Source organism: Pseudomonas sp. P5_B3, assembly GCF_056400405.1.
Genome location: NZ_JBFULI010000003.1, coordinates 152,479 through 169,550 on the forward strand (window position 1 = coordinate 152,479; position 17,072 = coordinate 169,550).

Below are 17,072 nucleotides of genomic sequence, written 5' to 3' on the forward strand. Positions count from 1 at the left end.
GGAACTGTTAAATGATCTCTACCTTGCGACGTGGCCTGTTGGTAATACTCGCGGTGTTTCCGTTGGTGTCCCACGCCGTGGCGGCGCCTTCCGCGCACGATCTGGTACAGGACACCACTAATCGGATGCTGGCCGATCTGGCGGCCAACAAAGAAAAGTACAAGCAGGATCCGAAAGACTTTTATGCGGCGCTGAACACCATCGTCGGGCCGGTCGTGGATGCCGAGGGTATTTCCAAGAGCATCATGACGGTCAAATACTCGCGCAAAGCCACGCCTGAGCAAATGAAGGCCTTTGAAGAGAACTTCAAGAAGGGGCTGTTCCAGTTCTATGGCAATGCCTTGCTCGAGTACAACAACCAGGGCATCACCGTTGATCCGGCCAAGGATGAGTCGGGCGACCGTACCAGCGTTGGCATGACCGTCAAGGGCAGCAGCGGCGCGATCTATCCGGTGTCCTATACGCTGGAGAAGATCAACGGCGAGTGGAAACTGCGTAACGTCATCATCAACGGCATCAACATCGGCAAGCTGTTCCGCGATCAGTTCGCCGATGCGATGCAGCGCAATGGCAACGACCTGGACAAGACCATCAATGGTTGGGCCGGGGAAGTCGCCAAGGCCAAGGAAGCCACCGACAAGAAACCAGGGCAGTCAGCCCAATGAGTGAGTCGGCAGTCCAGATGGACGAAGCGGGCGAGCTGCGACTCAGTGGCGTGCTGGATTACCGCACCGGCCCTGGCCTGCGCGAGCAGGGCAAGGCGCTGATCAAGGCCAGCACGGCCGCTGCGCTGGTGCTCGACTGCTCGGCGGTGACCAAGTCCAGCAGTGTCGGTTTGTCGTTGCTGCTGTGCTTTATCCGCGATGCGCAGGCGGCCGGCAAGGCCCTGAGCATCCGCGGGATGCCGGAAGACATGCGTGAAATCGCTCAGGTCAGCGAGATGACCGAGCTGTTGGCGCACCCCTGACACGCATCTATAAAGAAGCCCCCCGTCCGAGTCCTGCTTGGCGGGGTTCGCAGGCGCGGGGCTTTTTTGTATGATGTCCGACCCGCGCGCACAGGGCGCCGAATGAGGTTGAGCATGCAGGCCAACGAAGTTAAGAGCTTTCTTGAAGGAAAGCTGCCCGGAACGAAAGTAGAAGTCGAGGGCGAAGGCTGCAATTTCCAGCTGAACGTGATTAGCGATGAACTGGCGGCATTGAGCCCGGTCAAGCGTCAGCAGCAGGTCTATGCCCATTTGAACCCGTGGATCGTCGATGGCAGCATCCATGCGGTCACTATGAAATTTTTCAGCAGCACGGCCTGGGCCGAGCGCACCTGAGCCCAAGGGCGTCGAGATTCTTATGGATAAATTGATTATTACCGGTGGCGTTCGTCTTGATGGCGAAATCCGCATCTCCGGGGCAAAGAACTCTGCCCTGCCGATCCTGGCTGCCACCTTGCTGTGCGATGGCCCGGTGACCGTGGCCAACCTGCCGCACCTGCACGACATCACCACCATGATCGAGCTGTTCGGCCGCATGGGCATTGAACCGGTGATCGACGAGAAACTCGCCGTCGAAATCGACCCGCGCACCATCAAGACCCTGGTCGCACCGTACGAACTGGTTAAAACCATGCGTGCGTCGATCCTGGTGCTGGGCCCGATGGTTGCCCGTTTCGGTGAAGCCGAAGTCGCCTTGCCTGGCGGTTGCGCCATCGGTTCGCGTCCGGTTGACCTGCACATCCGTGGCCTGGAAGCCATGGGCGCGGTCATTGACGTCGAAGGCGGCTACATCAAGGCCAAGGCACCTGAAGGTGGCCTGCGCGGTGCGCACTTCTTCTTCGATACCGTCAGCGTGACCGGTACCGAAAACATCATGATGGCCGCCGCCCTGGCCAAGGGCCGTAGCGTGCTGGCCAACGCCGCTCGCGAGCCTGAAGTGGTCGACCTGGCGAACTTCCTGAACGCCATGGGCGCCAAGGTTTCCGGCGCCGGTACCGACACCATCACCATCGATGGCGTCGAGCGTCTGCACACCACCACTTATAAAGTGATGCCCGACCGCATCGAAACCGGCACCTACCTGGTGGCGGCGGCGGTGACCGGTGGTCGTGTGAAGGTCAAGGATACGGATCCGACCATCCTCGAAGCCGTTCTGGAAAAACTCCGTGAGTCCGGTGCCGAAATCACCTGCGGCGAAGACTGGATCGAGCTGAACATGCACGGCAAGCGTCCGAAAGCCGTCAACGTGCGGACCGCTCCGTACCCGGCGTTCCCGACCGACATGCAGGCACAGTTCATCTCCCTTAACGCCATTGCCGAAGGCACCGGTGCCGTGATCGAGACGATCTTCGAAAACCGCTTCATGCACGTGTACGAACTGCATCGCATGGGCGCCAAGATTCAGGTCGAAGGCAATACGGCTATCGTTACCGGCACCGAGAAACTCAAAGGCGCGCCAGTCATGGCCACCGACCTGCGCGCTTCGGCCAGCCTGGTCATCTCGGCACTGATCGCTGAAGGCGATACCCTGATCGATCGCATCTACCACATAGACCGTGGCTACGAGTGCATCGAAGAGAAACTGCAGATGCTGGGCGCGAAGATCCGTCGCGTTCCGGGCTAGTACCTGCTGCATGGGCATAAGGATGTGCCCGTTGATTTGTTGAAGTCGAGCCGTTTTCGGCTCGACGTGTGTCCGGCGCCATTTGCGACCGGGCATGAGTACCTTGATAAGGACTGACGTTTCCCATGTTGACCATCGCACTGTCCAAGGGCCGCATCCTTGACGACACCTTGCCGCTTCTGGCTGAAGCGGGCATCGTGCCGACCGAGAATCCGGACAAGAGCCGCAAGCTGATCATTCCCACGACCCAGGAAGATGTACGCCTGCTGATCGTGCGTGCCACCGATGTGCCGACCTATGTCGAACATGGTGCTGCCGACCTCGGCGTCGCTGGTAAAGATGTGCTGATGGAATACGGCGGCCAGGGCCTGTACGAGCCGCTGGACCTGCAAATTGCCCAGTGCAAGCTGATGACTGCAGGCAAGGTCGGCGCGGTCGAGCCCAAGGGCCGCCTGCGTATCGCTACCAAGTTCGTCAACGTTGCCAAGCGCTACTACGCCGAACAGGGCCGTCAGGTCGACATCATCAAGCTCTACGGCTCGATGGAACTGGCACCTCTGATCGGCCTGGCCGACAAGATCATCGACGTGGTCGACACCGGCAACACACTGCGGGCCAACGGCCTGGAGCCACAGGATTTCATCGCGGCCATCAGCTCCCGACTGATCGTCAACAAGGCTTCGATGAAAATGCAGCACGCCCGTATCCAGGCGTTGATCGACACCCTGCGCAAGGCAGTGGAGTCTCGACACCGCGGCTGATTCACCCGCGCGACGTTAAGTCGCGCCCGTCTATCCGCCTCATAGCCAGAATTCTCAGGTGCCCAAGCGGATGGAGTGCTAGCTTCGGGCGCCTGAGTTTTTTGCCAATCCTATGAGGCTCTCGCTATGACCGCACCGACTGCAATTCGCCGACTCAACGCTGCTGACCCGGATTTTGCGCATCATCTGGATCATCTGCTGAGCTGGGAAAGTGTGTCTGACGACTCGGTCAATCAGCGAGTGCTGGACATCATCAAGGCCGTGCGTGAGCGTGGCGACGCGGCACTGGTGGACTTCACCCGTCAGTTCGACGGCCTGGACGTGAAGTCCATGGCCGACCTGATCCTGCCGCGTGAGCGTCTGGAACTGGCGCTCACCCGCATCTCCGTGGCCCAACGCGAAGCCCTGGAAGTCGCCGCGGCTCGTGTGCGCAGCTACCACGAAAAACAGAAGCAGGACTCCTGGAGCTATACCGAAGCCGACGGCACCGTGCTGGGCCAGAAAGTCACGCCGCTGGATCGCGCCGGCCTGTACGTACCGGGCGGCAAGGCATCGTACCCGTCGTCGGTGCTGATGAACGCGATTCCAGCCAAGGTCGCTGGCGTCACTGAAGTGGTCATGGTCGTGCCGACCCCGCGCGGTGAAATCAACGAGCTTGTGCTGGCAGCGGCCTGCATCGCCGGTGTCGACCGCGTGTTCACCATTGGCGGTGCTCAGGCCGTTGCCGCATTGGCTTACGGTACCGAAAGCGTGCCGAAGGTCGACAAGGTGGTCGGTCCGGGCAACATCTATGTCGCCACCGCCAAGCGCCACGTGTTTGGCCAGGTCGGAATCGACATGATCGCCGGCCCTTCGGAAATCCTTGTGGTGTGCGACGGCCAGACCGATCCGGACTGGATCGCCATGGATCTTTTCTCCCAGGCCGAGCACGACGAAGACGCCCAGGCCATTCTGGTCAGCCCCGACGCCGAGTTCCTCGACAAGGTCGCCGCCAGCATCGCCAGGCTGATGCCGACCATGGAGCGCGCCGCGATCATTGAAACCTCGATCAATGGCCGTGGTGCACTGATCAAGGTGCGTGACATGGAGCAAGCCATCGAAGTCGCCAACCGCATCGCGCCGGAGCACCTCGAATTGTCCGTTGCCGATCCTCACGCCTGGCTGCCGCAGATCCGCCACGCTGGCGCGATCTTCATGGGCCGTCACACGTCCGAAGCCCTGGGTGATTACTGCGCAGGCCCGAACCACGTGTTGCCGACCTCCGGCACTGCGCGCTTCTCTTCGCCGCTGGGTGTGTACGACTTCCAGAAACGCTCGTCGATCATCTTCTGCTCCGAGCAGGGCGCGTCCGAGTTGGGCAAAACCGCTTCCGTGCTGGCCCGTGGCGAGTCGCTGACCGCGCACGCCCGTAGTGCCGAATATCGCATCGTTGACGACAAGCAGGGGAACTGAACATGAGTAAATTCTGGAGCCCGTTCGTCAAGAATCTGGTGCCTTACGTCCCGGGTGAGCAGCCGAAGCTGGCAAAGCTGGTGAAGCTCAACACCAACGAAAACCCGTACGGCCCATCGCCAAAAGCCCTTGCGGCGATGCAAACCGAACTGAATGACAACCTGCGTCTGTACCCGGACCCGAACAGCGATCTGCTCAAGCAAGCCGTCGCCAGGTACTACGGCGTACAAGGCAATCAGGTGTTCCTCGGCAACGGTTCAGACGAAGTGCTGGCGCACATCTTCCACGGTTTGCTGCAGCACGATCAGCCGCTGCTGTTCCCGGACATCAGCTACAGCTTCTACCCGGTCTACTGCGGGTTGTACGGCATCAAGTTCGATGCGGTGCCGCTGGACGAGCAGTTCCAGATCAACCCGGCGGACTACGCCAAACCGAACGGCGGGATCATTTTCCCCAACCCGAACGCACCGACCGGTTGCCTGTTGGCACTGGAAGCTGTGGAGCAGATTCTCAAGGCCAGCCCGGATTCGGTGGTGGTGGTCGACGAGGCTTACATCGATTTCGGCGGCGAGACGGCAATCACGCTGGTCGATCGTTATCCGAACCTGCTGGTGACCCAGACCCTGTCCAAGTCCCGTTCCCTGGCCGGTCTGCGGGTTGGCCTGGCGGTCGGGCATCCGGACCTGATCGAGGCGCTGGAGCGGATCAAGAACAGTTTCAACTCCTATCCGCTGGATCGCATGGCCAATGTCGGCGCTGCCGCCGCGTTCGACGATCGCGAGTATTTCGACAAGACCTGCCGGTTGGTGATCGAGAATCGCGAGAAGGTCGTTGCACAGCTAGAGGAGAAGGGTTTTGAAGTGCTGCCATCGGCGGCGAACTTCATCTTCGCTCGCCACTCCCGGCACGATGCGGCGGGGCTTGCGGCGAAGTTGCGTGAGCAAGGCGTGATCGTCCGGCACTTCAAGCAGGAACGGATTGCCCAGTTCCTGCGGATATCCATCGGCACGCCAGAGCAGAATCAGGCGCTGATCGACGGACTAGGCGACCTCTAAACCACCACTGCCCCCTGTAGGAGCGAGCCTGCTCGCGATGGTGTGTCAGATAAATCAACGGTGACTGACACACCATCGCGAGCAGGCTCGCTCCTACAAGGGCGGTGTGAGCTGCTTACTCTTCTTCTTTCTCTTTGACCGGTGCCGGTGGCGGCCGCAGGCCGACTTCCGCCATCAGCTTGAGTTCCTTGCCGTTGCGCATCACCTCGATCGCGACCTTGTCGGTGGGCTTGATCCGCGCCACCTGATTCATCGAGCGACGGCCATCACCGGCCGGTTCGCCATCGATGGCAAGAATCACATCGCCCAGTTGCAGGCCGGCCTTCTGTGCCGGACCGTCGCGGAAAATCCCCGCCACGACAATGCCCGGACGCCCGGACAAGCCGAACGATTCGGCCAGTTCCTGGGTCAGCGGCTGCACTTCGATACCCAGCCAGCCACGAATCACCTGGCCGTGCTCGATGATCGATTTCATCACTTCCATCGCCAGCTTCACCGGGATCGCGAAACCAATGCCCTGGGAACCGCCGGACTTGGAGAAAATCGCCGTGTTGATGCCGGTCAGGTTACCGATGGCATCCACCAGCGCACCGCCAGAGTTGCCGGGGTTGATCGCCGCATCGGTCTGGATGAAGTCTTCGTAGTTGTTCAGGCCCAGTTGGTTGCGACCGGTGGCGCTGATGATGCCCATGGTCACGGTCTGGCCGACGCCGAACGGGTTGCCGATGGCCAGCGCGACATCGCCGATGCGGATGTTGTCGGAACGCCCGACAGTGATCGACGGCAGGTTTTTCAGGTCGATTTTCAGCACCGCGAGGTCAGTCTCCGGGTCGCTGCCGATCACCCGCGCCAGGGTTTCCCGACCGTCCTTGAGCGCCACCACGATCTGGTCGGCGCCGCTGGTCACGTGGTTGTTGGTCAGGATGTAGCCTTCCGGGCTCATGATCACGCCGGAACCGAGGCTCGATTCCATGCGTTTCTGCTTGGGCGAGTTGTCGCCGAAGAAGCGACGAAATTGCGGATCTTCGAACAACGGATGGGTGGGTTTGTTGATGACTTTGGTGGTGTACAGGTTTACCACCGAAGGCGCAGCGGTGCTTACCGCTTCGGCATAAGACACCGGACCCTGCTGCATGCTGGTGGTTTGCGGCGCTTGTTGCAGATTGACGTCGAGGCTCGGGAGCCCGACCCACTGCGGGTAACGCTGGATTATCAAAAGAGCGACAAGCACGCCGGCCAACAGCGGCCAGCCGGAAAAACGCAGCGCCTTGAGCATTAAGCAGTTCCTGAGAGAGTTGCAGGCGGTATGAGACCGCTCATAATGACGCGCATTATACGAGGCCGCACGCGCCTCGGAACGGGATATTTAGGAGTCTTTCATGGCCGTCGCCCTGAGCACCCTCGTTGAAGAAGCCGACCGCTACCTCAACAGCGCCAAAATCGCCGATTACTGCCCCAACGGCCTGCAAGTCGAAGGTCGTCCGCAAGTGATGCGCATTGTCAGTGGCGTCACCGCCAGCCAGGCCTTGCTTGATGCTGCCGTGGAGGCCAATGCCGACCTGGTGCTGGTGCATCATGGCTACTTCTGGAAAGGCGAGAACCCGTGCATCACCGGCATGAAACAGCGCCGCTTGAAGACTCTGCTCAAGCACGATATCAGCCTGCTGTCCTATCATCTGCCGCTGGACCTGCACCCGGACGTCGGTAATAACGTGCAGCTCGCACGGCAGCTCGACATCACCGTCGAAGGCCCGCTGGACCCGGACAACCTGAAGATTGTCGGCCTGGTCGGCTCGCTGAATGAACCGATGATGCCACGGGATTTCGCTCGCCGCGTCCAGGAAGTGATGGGCCGTGAGCCGCTGTTGATCGAAGGCAGTGCCATGATCCGCCGTGTTGGCTGGTGCACCGGTGGTGGCCAGGGTTACATCGATCAGGCCATTCTGGCAGGCGTCGATCTGTACCTCAGCGGCGAGGCTTCCGAGCAAACCTTCCACAGCGCCCGGGAAAACGACATCAGCTTCATCGCCGCCGGTCACCATGCCACCGAGCGCTACGGCGTTCAGGCGCTGGGGGATTACCTGGCGCGGCGCTTTGCGCTGGAACACATTTTCATCGATTGCCCGAATCCGATCTGACGAATCGCCATCCCTGTAGGAGCGAGCCTGCTCGCGATGAACCTGAGAGCACCGCGGGGTGTCAGGCTTCCAGCGTTATCGTTAGCGACCATCGCGAGCAGGCTGCTCCTACAGAGGGCCGCATTCAACCCAAACGGGCAGGCATATTCATATGCTCTTTCGATCTAGTTGGCGTCCTGATTAGAAGAGGTCGCTGTGCTAGGATCCCCGCTCGAACACGGCCCGCTGGCCGTTCATAAGAAAGCTTTCGTGAGTAGCCATGGTCGATAAACTGACGCATCTGAAACAGCTGGAGGCGGAAAGCATCCACATCATCCGCGAGGTGGCCGCCGAGTTCGACAACCCGGTGATGCTGTACTCCGTCGGTAAAGACTCCGCCGTGATGCTGCACCTTGCGCGCAAGGCCTTCTTCCCGGGCAAACTGCCGTTCCCGGTGATGCACGTCGACACCCAGTGGAAGTTCAAGGAAATGTACGCGTTCCGCGACCGCATGGTCGAAGAACTCGGCCTCGACCTGCTGGTGCACGTCAACCCCGATGGCGTCGCGCAGGGCATCAACCCGCTGACCCACGGCAGTGCCAAGCACACCGATATCATGAAAACCGAAGGCCTCAAGCAGGCCCTCGACAAGTACGGTTTCGATGCTGCTTTCGGTGGTGCCCGTCGTGACGAAGAGAAGTCCCGTGCCAAAGAGCGCGTGTATTCCTTCCGCGATACCAAGCACCGCTGGGACCCGAAAAACCAGCGTCCCGAGTTGTGGAACGTGTACAACGGCAAGGTCAACAAGGGCGAATCGATCCGCGTGTTCCCGTTGTCGAACTGGACCGAGCTGGACATCTGGCAGTACATCTACCTCGAAGGCATCCCKATCGTGCCGCTGTATTTCGCCGCCGAGCGCGACGTTATCGAGATGAATGGTACCTGGATCATGATCGACGATGAACGCCTGCTCAATCACCTGAGCGATGAAGACAAGGCACGCATCGTCAAGAAGAAGGTCCGTTTCCGCACACTCGGCGACTACCCGTTGACCGGTGCGGTCGAGTCCGAGGCCATCAGCCTGACCGACATCATTCAGGAAATGCTCCTGACGCGAACTTCCGAACGCCAGGGCCGGGTCATCGATCACGATGGCGCAGGCTCGATGGAAGAAAAGAAACGTCAGGGTTATTTCTAAGGGGTTGTCATGTCGCACGCATCTGATTTGATCAGCGAGGACATCCTCGCCTATCTGGGCCAGCACGAACGCAAGGAAATGCTGCGCTTTCTTACCTGTGGCAACGTCGATGACGGCAAGAGCACCCTGATCGGGCGTCTGCTGCACGACTCCAAAATGATCTACGAAGATCACCTGGAAGCCATTACCCGCGACTCGAAAAAAGTCGGCACCACCGGTGATGATATCGACCTGGCGTTGCTGGTCGACGGCCTGCAGGCCGAGCGGGAACAGGGCATCACCATCGATGTCGCTTACCGCTACTTCTCCACCGCCAAGCGCAAATTCATCATCGCCGACACCCCCGGCCATGAGCAGTACACCCGCAACATGGCCACCGGTGCGTCCACCTGTGACCTGGCGATCATTCTGGTCGACGCCCGTTATGGCGTGCAGACCCAGACCCGTCGCCACAGCTTCATTGCCTCGTTGCTGGGCATCAAGCACATCGTGGTCGCCATCAACAAGATGGACCTCAACGGTTTCGACGAAAAAGTCTTCGACTCGATCAAGGCCGATTACCTGAAGTTCGCCGAAGGCATCGCCTTCAAGCCGACCACCATGGCCTTCGTGCCGATGTCGGCGCTCAAGGGCGACAACGTGGTGAACAAGTCCGAGCGCTCGCCGTGGTACACCGGTCAGTCGCTGATGGAAATTCTCGAAACCGTCGAGATCGCCAGCGACCGCAACTACACCGACCTGCGTTTCCCGGTGCAGTACGTCAACCGTCCGAACCTGAACTTCCGTGGTTTCGCCGGCACCCTGGCCAGTGGCGTCGTGCACAAGGGTGACGAAGTCGTGGTGCTGCCGTCGGGCAAGAGCAGTCGCGTGAAATCCATCGTCACCTTCGAAGGTGAGCTGGAGCATGCAGGTCCGGGTCAGGCCGTGACGCTGACCATGGAAGACGAGATCGACATCTCGCGCGGCGATTTGCTGGTACACGCCGACAACCTGCCGCAAGTGACTGACGGCTTCGAGGCCATGCTGGTGTGGATGGCCGAAGAGCCGATGCTGCCGGGCAAGAAATACGACATCAAGCGCGCCACGACGTACGTGCCGGGTTCGATCACCAGCATTGTCAACCGCGTTGACGTGAACACCCTGGAAGAAGGCCCTGCCAGTGCCTTGCAACTGAACGAGATCGGTCGGGTCAAGATCAGCCTCGATGCAGCCATCGCGCTGGACGGTTACGCGAGCAACCGCACCACCGGTTCGTTCATCGTCATCGATCGTTTGACCAATGGCACCGTCGCCGCCGGCATGATCATCGCTCAACCGGTGGCGCAGGGCAGCAGCACGCATCACGGCAAACTCGCACACGTCGCCACCGAAGAACGCGCCCAGCGCTTCGGCCAGCAACCGGCCACCGTGTTGTTCAGCGGCTTGTCGGGCGCGGGCAAAAGCACTCTGGCGTATGCGGTCGAGCGCAAGCTGTTCGACCTGGGTCGTGCGGTGTTCGTACTCGATGGCCAGAACCTGCGTCACGACCTGAACAAAGGTCTGCCACAGGATCGCGCCGGGCGTACCGAGAACTGGCGTCGTGCCGCACACGTCGCGCGTCAGTTCAACGAAGCCGGTCTGCTGACCCTGGCAGCGTTCGTTGCGCCGAGTGCCGAAGGTCGTGAACAGGCCCGGGAACTGATCGGCAAGGAGCGTCTGCTGACGGTCTACGTCCAGGCTTCGCCGACGGTCTGCGCCGAGCGTGATCCGCAAGGCCTGTACGCGGCGGCCGGGGATAACATCCCGGGCGAGTCGTTCCCGTACGACGTGCCGCTGGATGCCGACCTGGTGATCGACACCCAGTCCGTGTCGCTGGAAGAAGGCGTCAAGCAAGTGCTGGGTCTGCTGCGCGAGCGTGGGGCGATCTAAGCCTTAGCCGTAAATGAAAAGCCCGCAGACAAGTGATTGTCTGCGGGCTTTTTTGTGTCCTTGAAATGGCTATCGCGGGCAAGCCCGCTCCCACAGTTTTGAGGGTGTTCGCAAAATTTGTGAACGACGCGGTCCCTGTGGGAGCGGGCTTGCCCGCGAAGAGGCCGGTACAGGCACCTCAAGAATTCGCTGGATACTCACGATGCATCTGCGCAAGCAACGCATCCTTGTCCTGCCACATCTGATTGATCCAACCCTGGAATTGCAGGCGGTATTCACCGTCCTGGTCATAGTTCTTGCCGATGAACTGCGGCGCAATCTTCAGTTCTTCAAAGTGCACCACCACGTCCGCAACGTTCCCGCACAACAAGTCCCAGAAACCGGGCCGACCGGCCGGATAATGAATCGTCACGTTGACGATCGATTCAAGCTGCTCACCCATCGCATCCAGCACAAAGGCAATGCCACCAGCCTTGGGCTTGAGCAGGTACTTGAAGGGTGACTGCTGCTGGGCATGCTTGCCCTTGGTGAAGCGCGTGCCTTCGACGAAGTTGAAAATGCCCACCGGGTTGTCGCGGAATTTCGCACAGGTCTTGCGGGTGGTTTCCAGGTCCTTGCCTTTCTTTTCCGGATGCTTCTCCAGATAGGCCTTGGAGTAGCGTTTCATGAACGGAAAGCCCAGCGCCCACCAGGCCAGACCGATCACCGGAACCCAGATCAGCTCCTGCTTGAGAAAGAACTTCAGCGGTTGAATGCGCCGGTTGAGCACGTATTGCAGCACCAGGATGTCGACCCAGCTCTGGTGGTTGCTGGTGATCAGGTACGAGTGCTGATAGTCGAGGCCTTGTAGGCCGCTGATGTGCCAGCGGGTGCTACGGACCAGATTCATCCAGCCTTTGTTGATGCTGATTCAGGCTTCGTGGGTATGGCTCATCAGCCAGCCCGAGAGGCGCTGGGTGAAGGCGAACGGCAATACTTTGACGAGTGCCACGCAGAACAGGAACGAGCAGAGCAGAATCGTATTCAGTGCCAACAGCAGCGAGGCGATCACGCCTCGCAGCGGAGCAGGTAGAAAATCCAGCATTTACACATCCATAGGTCGGTTGGCTGCCTGGATCGCGGTCAACGCGATGGTGTAGACGATGTCGTCGACCTGCGCACCACGCGGCAAATCGTTCACCGGTTTGCGCAGGCCTTGCAGCATCGGCCCGAGGCTGACGCAGTCGGCGCTGCGCTGCACGGCTTTGTGCGTGGTGTTGCCGGTGTTCAGGTCGGGAAACACGAATACCGTGGCGCGACCGGCGACCCGGCTGTTCGGCGCCAGTTGCCGGGCGACGTCTTCGTTGGCGGCGGCGTCGTATTGCAACGGGCCGTCGATCAGCAGCGAATGCTGTTGCTCGTGGGCGAGCAGGGTGGCTTCGCGAACCTTTTCGACTTCCTCGCCCGTGGCCGACTCGCCGCTGGAATAACTGATCATCGCCACCCGAGGGGTGATGCCGAATGCAGCCGCCGAGTCGGCGCTTTGCAGGGCGATCTCGGCCAGTTCGGAGGCGCTTGGGTGCGGGTTCATCACGCAGTCGCCGTAGACCAGCACTTCTTCCGGAAACAGCATGAAGAACACCGACGACACCAGGGTGCAGCCCGGCGCCGTCTTGATCAGCTGCAGGGCCGGACGGATGGTGTTGGCGGTGGTGTTGATCACGCCCGAGACCAGTCCGTCGACTTCATCCAGGGCCAGCATCATGGTGCCGATCACCACGGTGTCTTCCAGTTGCTGCTCGGCCATCGGCGCGTTGAGGCTTTTAGTCTTACGCAAGGCGACCATCGGTTCGACATAACGCTCGCGGATCAGGTCCGGATCGAGAATCTCCAGCCCCGGCGGCAATACGATGCCTTGGGCGCGGGCCACGGCCTCGACGTCTTCAGGTTTGGCCAGCAACACGCAACGAGCGATCCCGCGTTCCTGACAGATCGCCGCCGCTTGCACAGTGAACGGTTCGCTGCCTTCAGGCAGGACGATGCGTTTGTTGGCAGCCTGGGCACGCTGGATCAATTGATAGCGGAACACCGCTGGCGACAGGCGCATTTCCCGGGGTGTACCGCAGCGCTGGTGCAGCCAGTTGGCGTCGAGATGACTGGCGACGAAGTCGGTGATGATTTCCGCTCGCTCGCGGTCGTCGATCGGGATTTCCTTGTTCAGGCCATTGAGCAGGTTAGCGGTGTCGTAGGAGCCGGTGCTCACCGACAACACCGGCAAACCGGCCTGTAATGCGCCACGGCACAGATCCATGATGCGCGGATCCGGCAGGGTGTCGCTGGTCAGCAGCAGGCCGGCCAGCGGCACGCCGTTGATCGCCGCGAGGCTGACGGCGAGGATGATGTCGTCGCGATCCCCCGGGGTCACCACCAGAACACCGGGCTTGAGCAACTCCACGGTATTGCGCATGGTGCGGGCGCAAATGATGATTTTGGTCATGCGCCGGGTTTCATAATCACCGGCGTTGAGCACTTGCGCACCCATCAGGTCGGCGACGTCGCGGGTGCGCGGCGCATTGAGTTCCGGCTGAAACGGAATGCAGCCGAGCAGACGGAATTCACCGCTGCGCAGCAAGGGCGAATGCTCTTTCAGACGCGCGGCGAAGGCGTCCATGCTCTCGTCAGTCTTGACCTTGTTGAGGATCACGCCGAGGACTTTCGGATCCTTCGGACCACCGAACAATTGCGCCTGCAATTCAACGCGGCCGGAGAGTTCGGCCAGCACTTCGTTTTCCGGAGCCGAAACCAGAATCACCTCGGCATCGAGGCTCTTGGCCAAATGCAGGTTGACCCGCGCGGCATAACTGGCGCTGCGGGTCGGCACCATGCCTTCAACCACCAGCACGTCTTTGCCGACGGCTGCTTGCTGGTACAAGGTGATGATTTCTTCGAGCAACTCATCAAGCTGGCCGTCGCCGAGCATCCGCTCGACGTGCGCCAGACCCAGCGGTTGTGGCGGTTTCAGACCATGCGTGCGCGCCACCAGCTCGGTGGAGCGCTCAGGGCCGGTGTCGCCCGGATGCGGCTGGGCAATCGGTTTGAAGAAGCCGACTTTCAGCCCGGCCCGTTCCAATGTGCGCACCAGCCCGAGGCTGATGGAGGTCAGACCCACACCAAAATCGGTGGGTGCGATAAAAAAAGTTTGCATGCGGATTCTCTGGAGGAGCATGGCAATGGTGTCAGCTTATATTTGGCCGACTACCGAAATTCAGTCGCCAAGGTTATCGCTAACCGAGCCTTGTGCGCACCAACCGCAGGCAAAGGGTTGGCCTATTTTTTCCTGGCGCTGCACAGGGTCCATGACCCAGGCGCGCGATTGCCAGGGTGGCTGGTGCCGCAGGTGTTGGGTGTGGCCGCAGGAAAGCTCGGCCACCCAATGGCCGTTCTCGTCCTGATGGAAGCCTGTGATCGTCGAATTCCGTCTGTCCGGGTTGTGTTCGCTTTCGGACGATTGCTTCGCTAAACTTGGTCCTTCAATCTTCTTATGCAAAAGGTCTCGCCCCATGCTGATCGCCGCCAATAAGGCTGTCTCCATCGACTATACCCTGACCAACGACGCTGGTGAGGTCATCGACAGCTCCGCCGGCGGCGCGCCGCTGGTCTACCTGCAAGGCGCAGGCAACATCATCCCTGGCCTGGAAAAGGCTCTGGAAGGCAAGGCTGTCGGCGACGAGCTGACCGTAGCCGTTGAACCGGAAGACGCTTACGGCGAATACGCTGCCGAACTGGTCAGCACCCTGAGCCGCAGCATGTTCGAAGGCGTCGATGAGCTGGAAGTGGGCATGCAGTTCCACGCTTCCGCTCCGGACGGCCAGATGCAGATCGTGACCATCCGTGATCTGGACGGCGACGACGTCACCGTTGACGGCAACCACCCGTTGGCCGGTCAGCGCCTGAATTTCCAGGTCAAGATCGTTGCCATTCGTGACGCCAGCCAGGAAGAAATCGCTCATGGCCACGTCCATGGCGAAGGTGGCCATCACCACTGATTTCTGCGCTAAGCTCAGATAGCTGGAGAGGCGCCCCGAGGGCGCCTTTTTAGTCTGCGGCTGTCCCTGATGACACCGCCAAGTGGCTGTTTCGAAAAGAACACGGGAATCTGGAGTACGCCATGAGTGCTTTTCACGACCTTAAATTGACAGCCCTGGATGGACAGGAGCTACCTCTGGCGCCTTTCAAAGGCCAAGTCGTGCTGGTGGTCAACGTCGCCTCCAAATGCGGCTTGACCCCGCAGTACGCGGCGCTGGAAAACCTCTACCAGCAATACAAGGCCAAAGGCTTCAGCGTGTTGGGCTTGCCGTGCAACCAGTTTGCCGGGCAGGAACCGGGGACCGAGCGGGAGATCAAGGATTTTTGCAGCCTCAACTATGGCGTGACCTTTCCGTTGTCCAGCAAGCTGGAAGTCAACGGGCATGATCGTCATCAGTTGTACCGCTTGCTGGCGGGCGAGGGCGCGGAATTTCCCGGCGATATCACCTGGAATTTCGAGAAGTTCCTGCTGGGCAAGGATGGTCGCGTGCTGGCGCGGTTCTCGCCGCGTACGGCGCCGGATGATCCGACCATTGTTCACGCGATTGAAAAAGCGCTGAGCTGATATCTCCCCCTGTAGGAGCGAGCCTTGCTCGCGATGGTCGTCAACGATAACGCTACAAGCCTGATACGGCGCGGCGTTCTCCAGTCCATCGCGAGCAAGCTCGCTCCTACAGTAATTCGTACCTTTTAGCTCTTAATCACCAAAATCAATAATGCTGTTCAAGGCGTCGGACTCTCCATATTATCGCCGTCATAAAATCATCCTTCCGTGGAGCGTCCCATGCCCGTCAAAGCCCTGTTCAAACCGTTCCACCTCGGCACCCTCGAACTGCCGACCCGCGTCGTCATGGCGCCGATGACCCGCTCCTTTTCCCCGGGCGGCGTGCCTGATTCCAAAGTGATCGAATACTACCGTCGCCGCGCCGCTGCGGGCGTCGGCCTGATCATCACTGAAGGCACCACCGTCGGTCACAAGGCGTCCAACGGATACCCGAACGTTCCGCATTTCTACGGTGAAACGGCCCTGGCCGGCTGGAAGAAGGTCGTCGATGCCGTTCACGCCGAAGGCGGCAAGATCGTTCCGCAGCTGTGGCATGTGGGCAGCGTGCGCCGTATCGGCACCGAGCCGGACGCCAGCGTGCCGGGTTATGGCCCGTCGGAAAAAATCAAGGAAGGTCAGGTCGTGGTGCACGGCATGGCCAAACAGGACATCCAGGACGTGATCGCCGCGTTCGCCCAGGCCGCCAAGGATGCCCAGAGCATCGGCATGGACGGCGTGGAAATCCACGGTGCCCACGGTTACCTGATCGACCAGTTCTTCTGGGAAGGCAGCAACCAGCGTACCGACGAGTACGGCGGTAATCTGGCCAACCGTTCGCGCTTCGCCATTGAGTTGATTCAGGCCGTGCGTGCTGCGGTCGGTGAAGGTTTTCCGATCATCTTCCGTTTCTCCCAGTGGAAGCAGCAGGACTACACCGCACGTCTGGTGCAAACCCCGGAAGCCTTGGGCGAGTTCCTCAAGCCGCTGGCGGATGCGGGCGTGGRTATTTTCCACTGCTCGACCCGCCGCTTCTGGGAGCCGGAGTTCGACGGTTCCGAGCTGAACCTTGCCGGCTGGACCCGCCAACTCACCGGCAAGCCGACCATCACTGTGGGCAGCGTCGGCCTGGATGGCGAGTTCCTGCAATTCATGGTCAACACCGACAAGGTCGCACAACCGGCCAGTCTGGAAAAACTGCTGGAGCGCCTGAACAACGATGAGTTCGACCTGGTGGCGGTGGGTCGTGCCTTGCTGGTGGACCCGGACTGGGCACAGAAAGTGCGCGATGGCCGTGAGGAAGACATTCTGCCGTTCAGCCGTGAGGCGTTGATGACGCTGGTTTAAGCGGCGTCTGGACTGACGC

16 protein-coding genes and 1 pseudogene are annotated in these 17,072 nt (G+C 60.4%); 13 read left to right on the plus strand and 4 right to left on the minus strand.

Annotated features, from left to right (window positions below):
- Positions 1-11 precede the first annotated feature (11 nt).
- The 7 genes from AC1DRN_RS03610 to hisC all read left to right on the plus strand — a co-directional run bounded on the left by AC1DRN_RS03610 (position 12) and on the right by hisC (position 5,877).
- The gene (locus AC1DRN_RS03610; RefSeq protein WP_223458713.1) at positions 12-665 is read left to right on the plus strand and encodes an MlaC/ttg2D family ABC transporter substrate-binding protein; all 654 of its coding nucleotides are present in this window, start codon (positions 12-14) and stop codon (positions 663-665) included.
- On the plus strand, positions 662-967 hold the full coding sequence (locus tag AC1DRN_RS03615; protein WP_223458715.1) for an STAS domain-containing protein: 306 nt from the start codon (positions 662-664) through the stop codon (positions 965-967). Before AC1DRN_RS03610 ends, AC1DRN_RS03615 begins: the two co-directional genes overlap by 4 nt.
- Before the next feature lie 114 nt (positions 968-1,081).
- Positions 1,082-1,321, plus strand: coding sequence for a BolA family protein (locus AC1DRN_RS03620; RefSeq protein ID WP_108218211.1), 240 nt, complete (start codon positions 1,082-1,084; stop codon positions 1,319-1,321).
- A gap of 22 nt (positions 1,322-1,343) precedes the next feature.
- A complete protein-coding gene (gene murA, locus AC1DRN_RS03625; protein WP_223458718.1) occupies positions 1,344-2,609 on the plus strand; it encodes a UDP-N-acetylglucosamine 1-carboxyvinyltransferase in 1,266 nt (421 codons plus the stop codon).
- Between the two features lie 125 nt (positions 2,610-2,734).
- The gene (gene hisG / locus AC1DRN_RS03630) at positions 2,735-3,370 is read left to right on the plus strand and encodes an ATP phosphoribosyltransferase (protein ID WP_008018703.1); all 636 of its coding nucleotides are present in this window, start codon (positions 2,735-2,737) and stop codon (positions 3,368-3,370) included.
- A 126-nt stretch (positions 3,371-3,496) separates the two neighbouring features.
- Complete coding sequence (gene hisD, locus AC1DRN_RS03635; RefSeq protein ID WP_223458720.1) at positions 3,497-4,822, plus strand: histidinol dehydrogenase; 1,326 nt, start codon at positions 3,497-3,499, stop codon at positions 4,820-4,822.
- Positions 4,823-4,824: 2 nt separating this feature from the next.
- Positions 4,825-5,877, plus strand: a complete 1,053-nt coding sequence (gene hisC, locus AC1DRN_RS03640) for a histidinol-phosphate transaminase (protein ID WP_223458722.1) — start codon at positions 4,825-4,827, stop codon at positions 5,875-5,877.
- 115 nt (positions 5,878-5,992) lie between these two features.
- Here hisC and algW read toward each other — a convergent pair whose 3' ends face one another.
- Complete coding sequence (gene algW / locus AC1DRN_RS03645; RefSeq protein ID WP_223463409.1) at positions 5,993-7,153, minus strand: Do family serine endopeptidase AlgW; 1,161 nt, start codon at positions 7,151-7,153, stop codon at positions 5,993-5,995.
- Between the two features lie 103 nt (positions 7,154-7,256).
- Between algW and AC1DRN_RS03650 the strand changes: the two genes are divergently transcribed.
- The 3 genes from AC1DRN_RS03650 (at position 7,257) to cysN (ending at position 11,100) form a co-directional block, all read left to right on the plus strand.
- Positions 7,257-8,015, plus strand: coding sequence for a Nif3-like dinuclear metal center hexameric protein (locus AC1DRN_RS03650; protein WP_008046198.1), 759 nt, complete (start codon positions 7,257-7,259; stop codon positions 8,013-8,015).
- 259 nt (positions 8,016-8,274) lie between these two features.
- On the plus strand, positions 8,275-9,192 hold the full coding sequence (cysD, locus tag AC1DRN_RS03655; RefSeq protein WP_223463408.1) for a sulfate adenylyltransferase subunit CysD: 918 nt from the start codon (positions 8,275-8,277) through the stop codon (positions 9,190-9,192).
- A gap of 9 nt (positions 9,193-9,201) precedes the next feature.
- On the plus strand, positions 9,202-11,100 hold the full coding sequence (gene cysN / locus AC1DRN_RS03660) for a sulfate adenylyltransferase subunit CysN (protein WP_223463407.1): 1,899 nt from the start codon (positions 9,202-9,204) through the stop codon (positions 11,098-11,100).
- A 178-nt stretch (positions 11,101-11,278) separates the two neighbouring features.
- On the opposite strand, the pseudogene AC1DRN_RS03665 reads toward cysN, so the two are convergent.
- The 3 genes and pseudogenes from AC1DRN_RS03665 to AC1DRN_RS03675 all read right to left on the minus strand — a co-directional run bounded on the left by AC1DRN_RS03665 (position 11,279) and on the right by AC1DRN_RS03675 (position 14,671).
- Positions 11,279-12,184, minus strand: a pseudogene (locus AC1DRN_RS03665) (acyltransferase).
- On the minus strand, positions 12,185-14,284 hold the full coding sequence (pta, locus tag AC1DRN_RS03670) for a phosphate acetyltransferase (RefSeq protein WP_223463405.1): 2,100 nt from the start codon (positions 14,282-14,284) through the stop codon (positions 12,185-12,187).
- Between the two features lie 60 nt (positions 14,285-14,344).
- A complete protein-coding gene (locus tag AC1DRN_RS03675) occupies positions 14,345-14,671 on the minus strand; it encodes a DUF3565 domain-containing protein (RefSeq protein ID WP_223463404.1) in 327 nt (108 codons plus the stop codon).
- Between AC1DRN_RS03675 and AC1DRN_RS03680 the strand changes: the two genes are divergently transcribed.
- From AC1DRN_RS03680 to AC1DRN_RS03690, 3 genes are all read left to right on the plus strand, one after another.
- Positions 14,640-15,125 carry an FKBP-type peptidyl-prolyl cis-trans isomerase gene (locus tag AC1DRN_RS03680; RefSeq protein ID WP_007942189.1) on the plus strand — a complete coding sequence of 162 codons (486 nt, stop codon included), beginning with the start codon at positions 14,640-14,642 and terminating at the stop codon, positions 15,123-15,125. The two genes, AC1DRN_RS03675 and AC1DRN_RS03680, sit on opposite strands and share 32 nt — an antisense overlap.
- A 122-nt stretch (positions 15,126-15,247) precedes the next feature.
- Positions 15,248-15,730, plus strand: coding sequence for a glutathione peroxidase (locus AC1DRN_RS03685; RefSeq protein WP_223463403.1), 483 nt, complete (start codon positions 15,248-15,250; stop codon positions 15,728-15,730).
- A gap of 219 nt (positions 15,731-15,949) precedes the next feature.
- The gene (locus tag AC1DRN_RS03690; protein ID WP_477786627.1) at positions 15,950-17,053 is read left to right on the plus strand and encodes an NADH:flavin oxidoreductase; all 1,104 of its coding nucleotides are present in this window, start codon (positions 15,950-15,952) and stop codon (positions 17,051-17,053) included.
- Positions 17,054-17,072 lie beyond the last annotated feature (19 nt).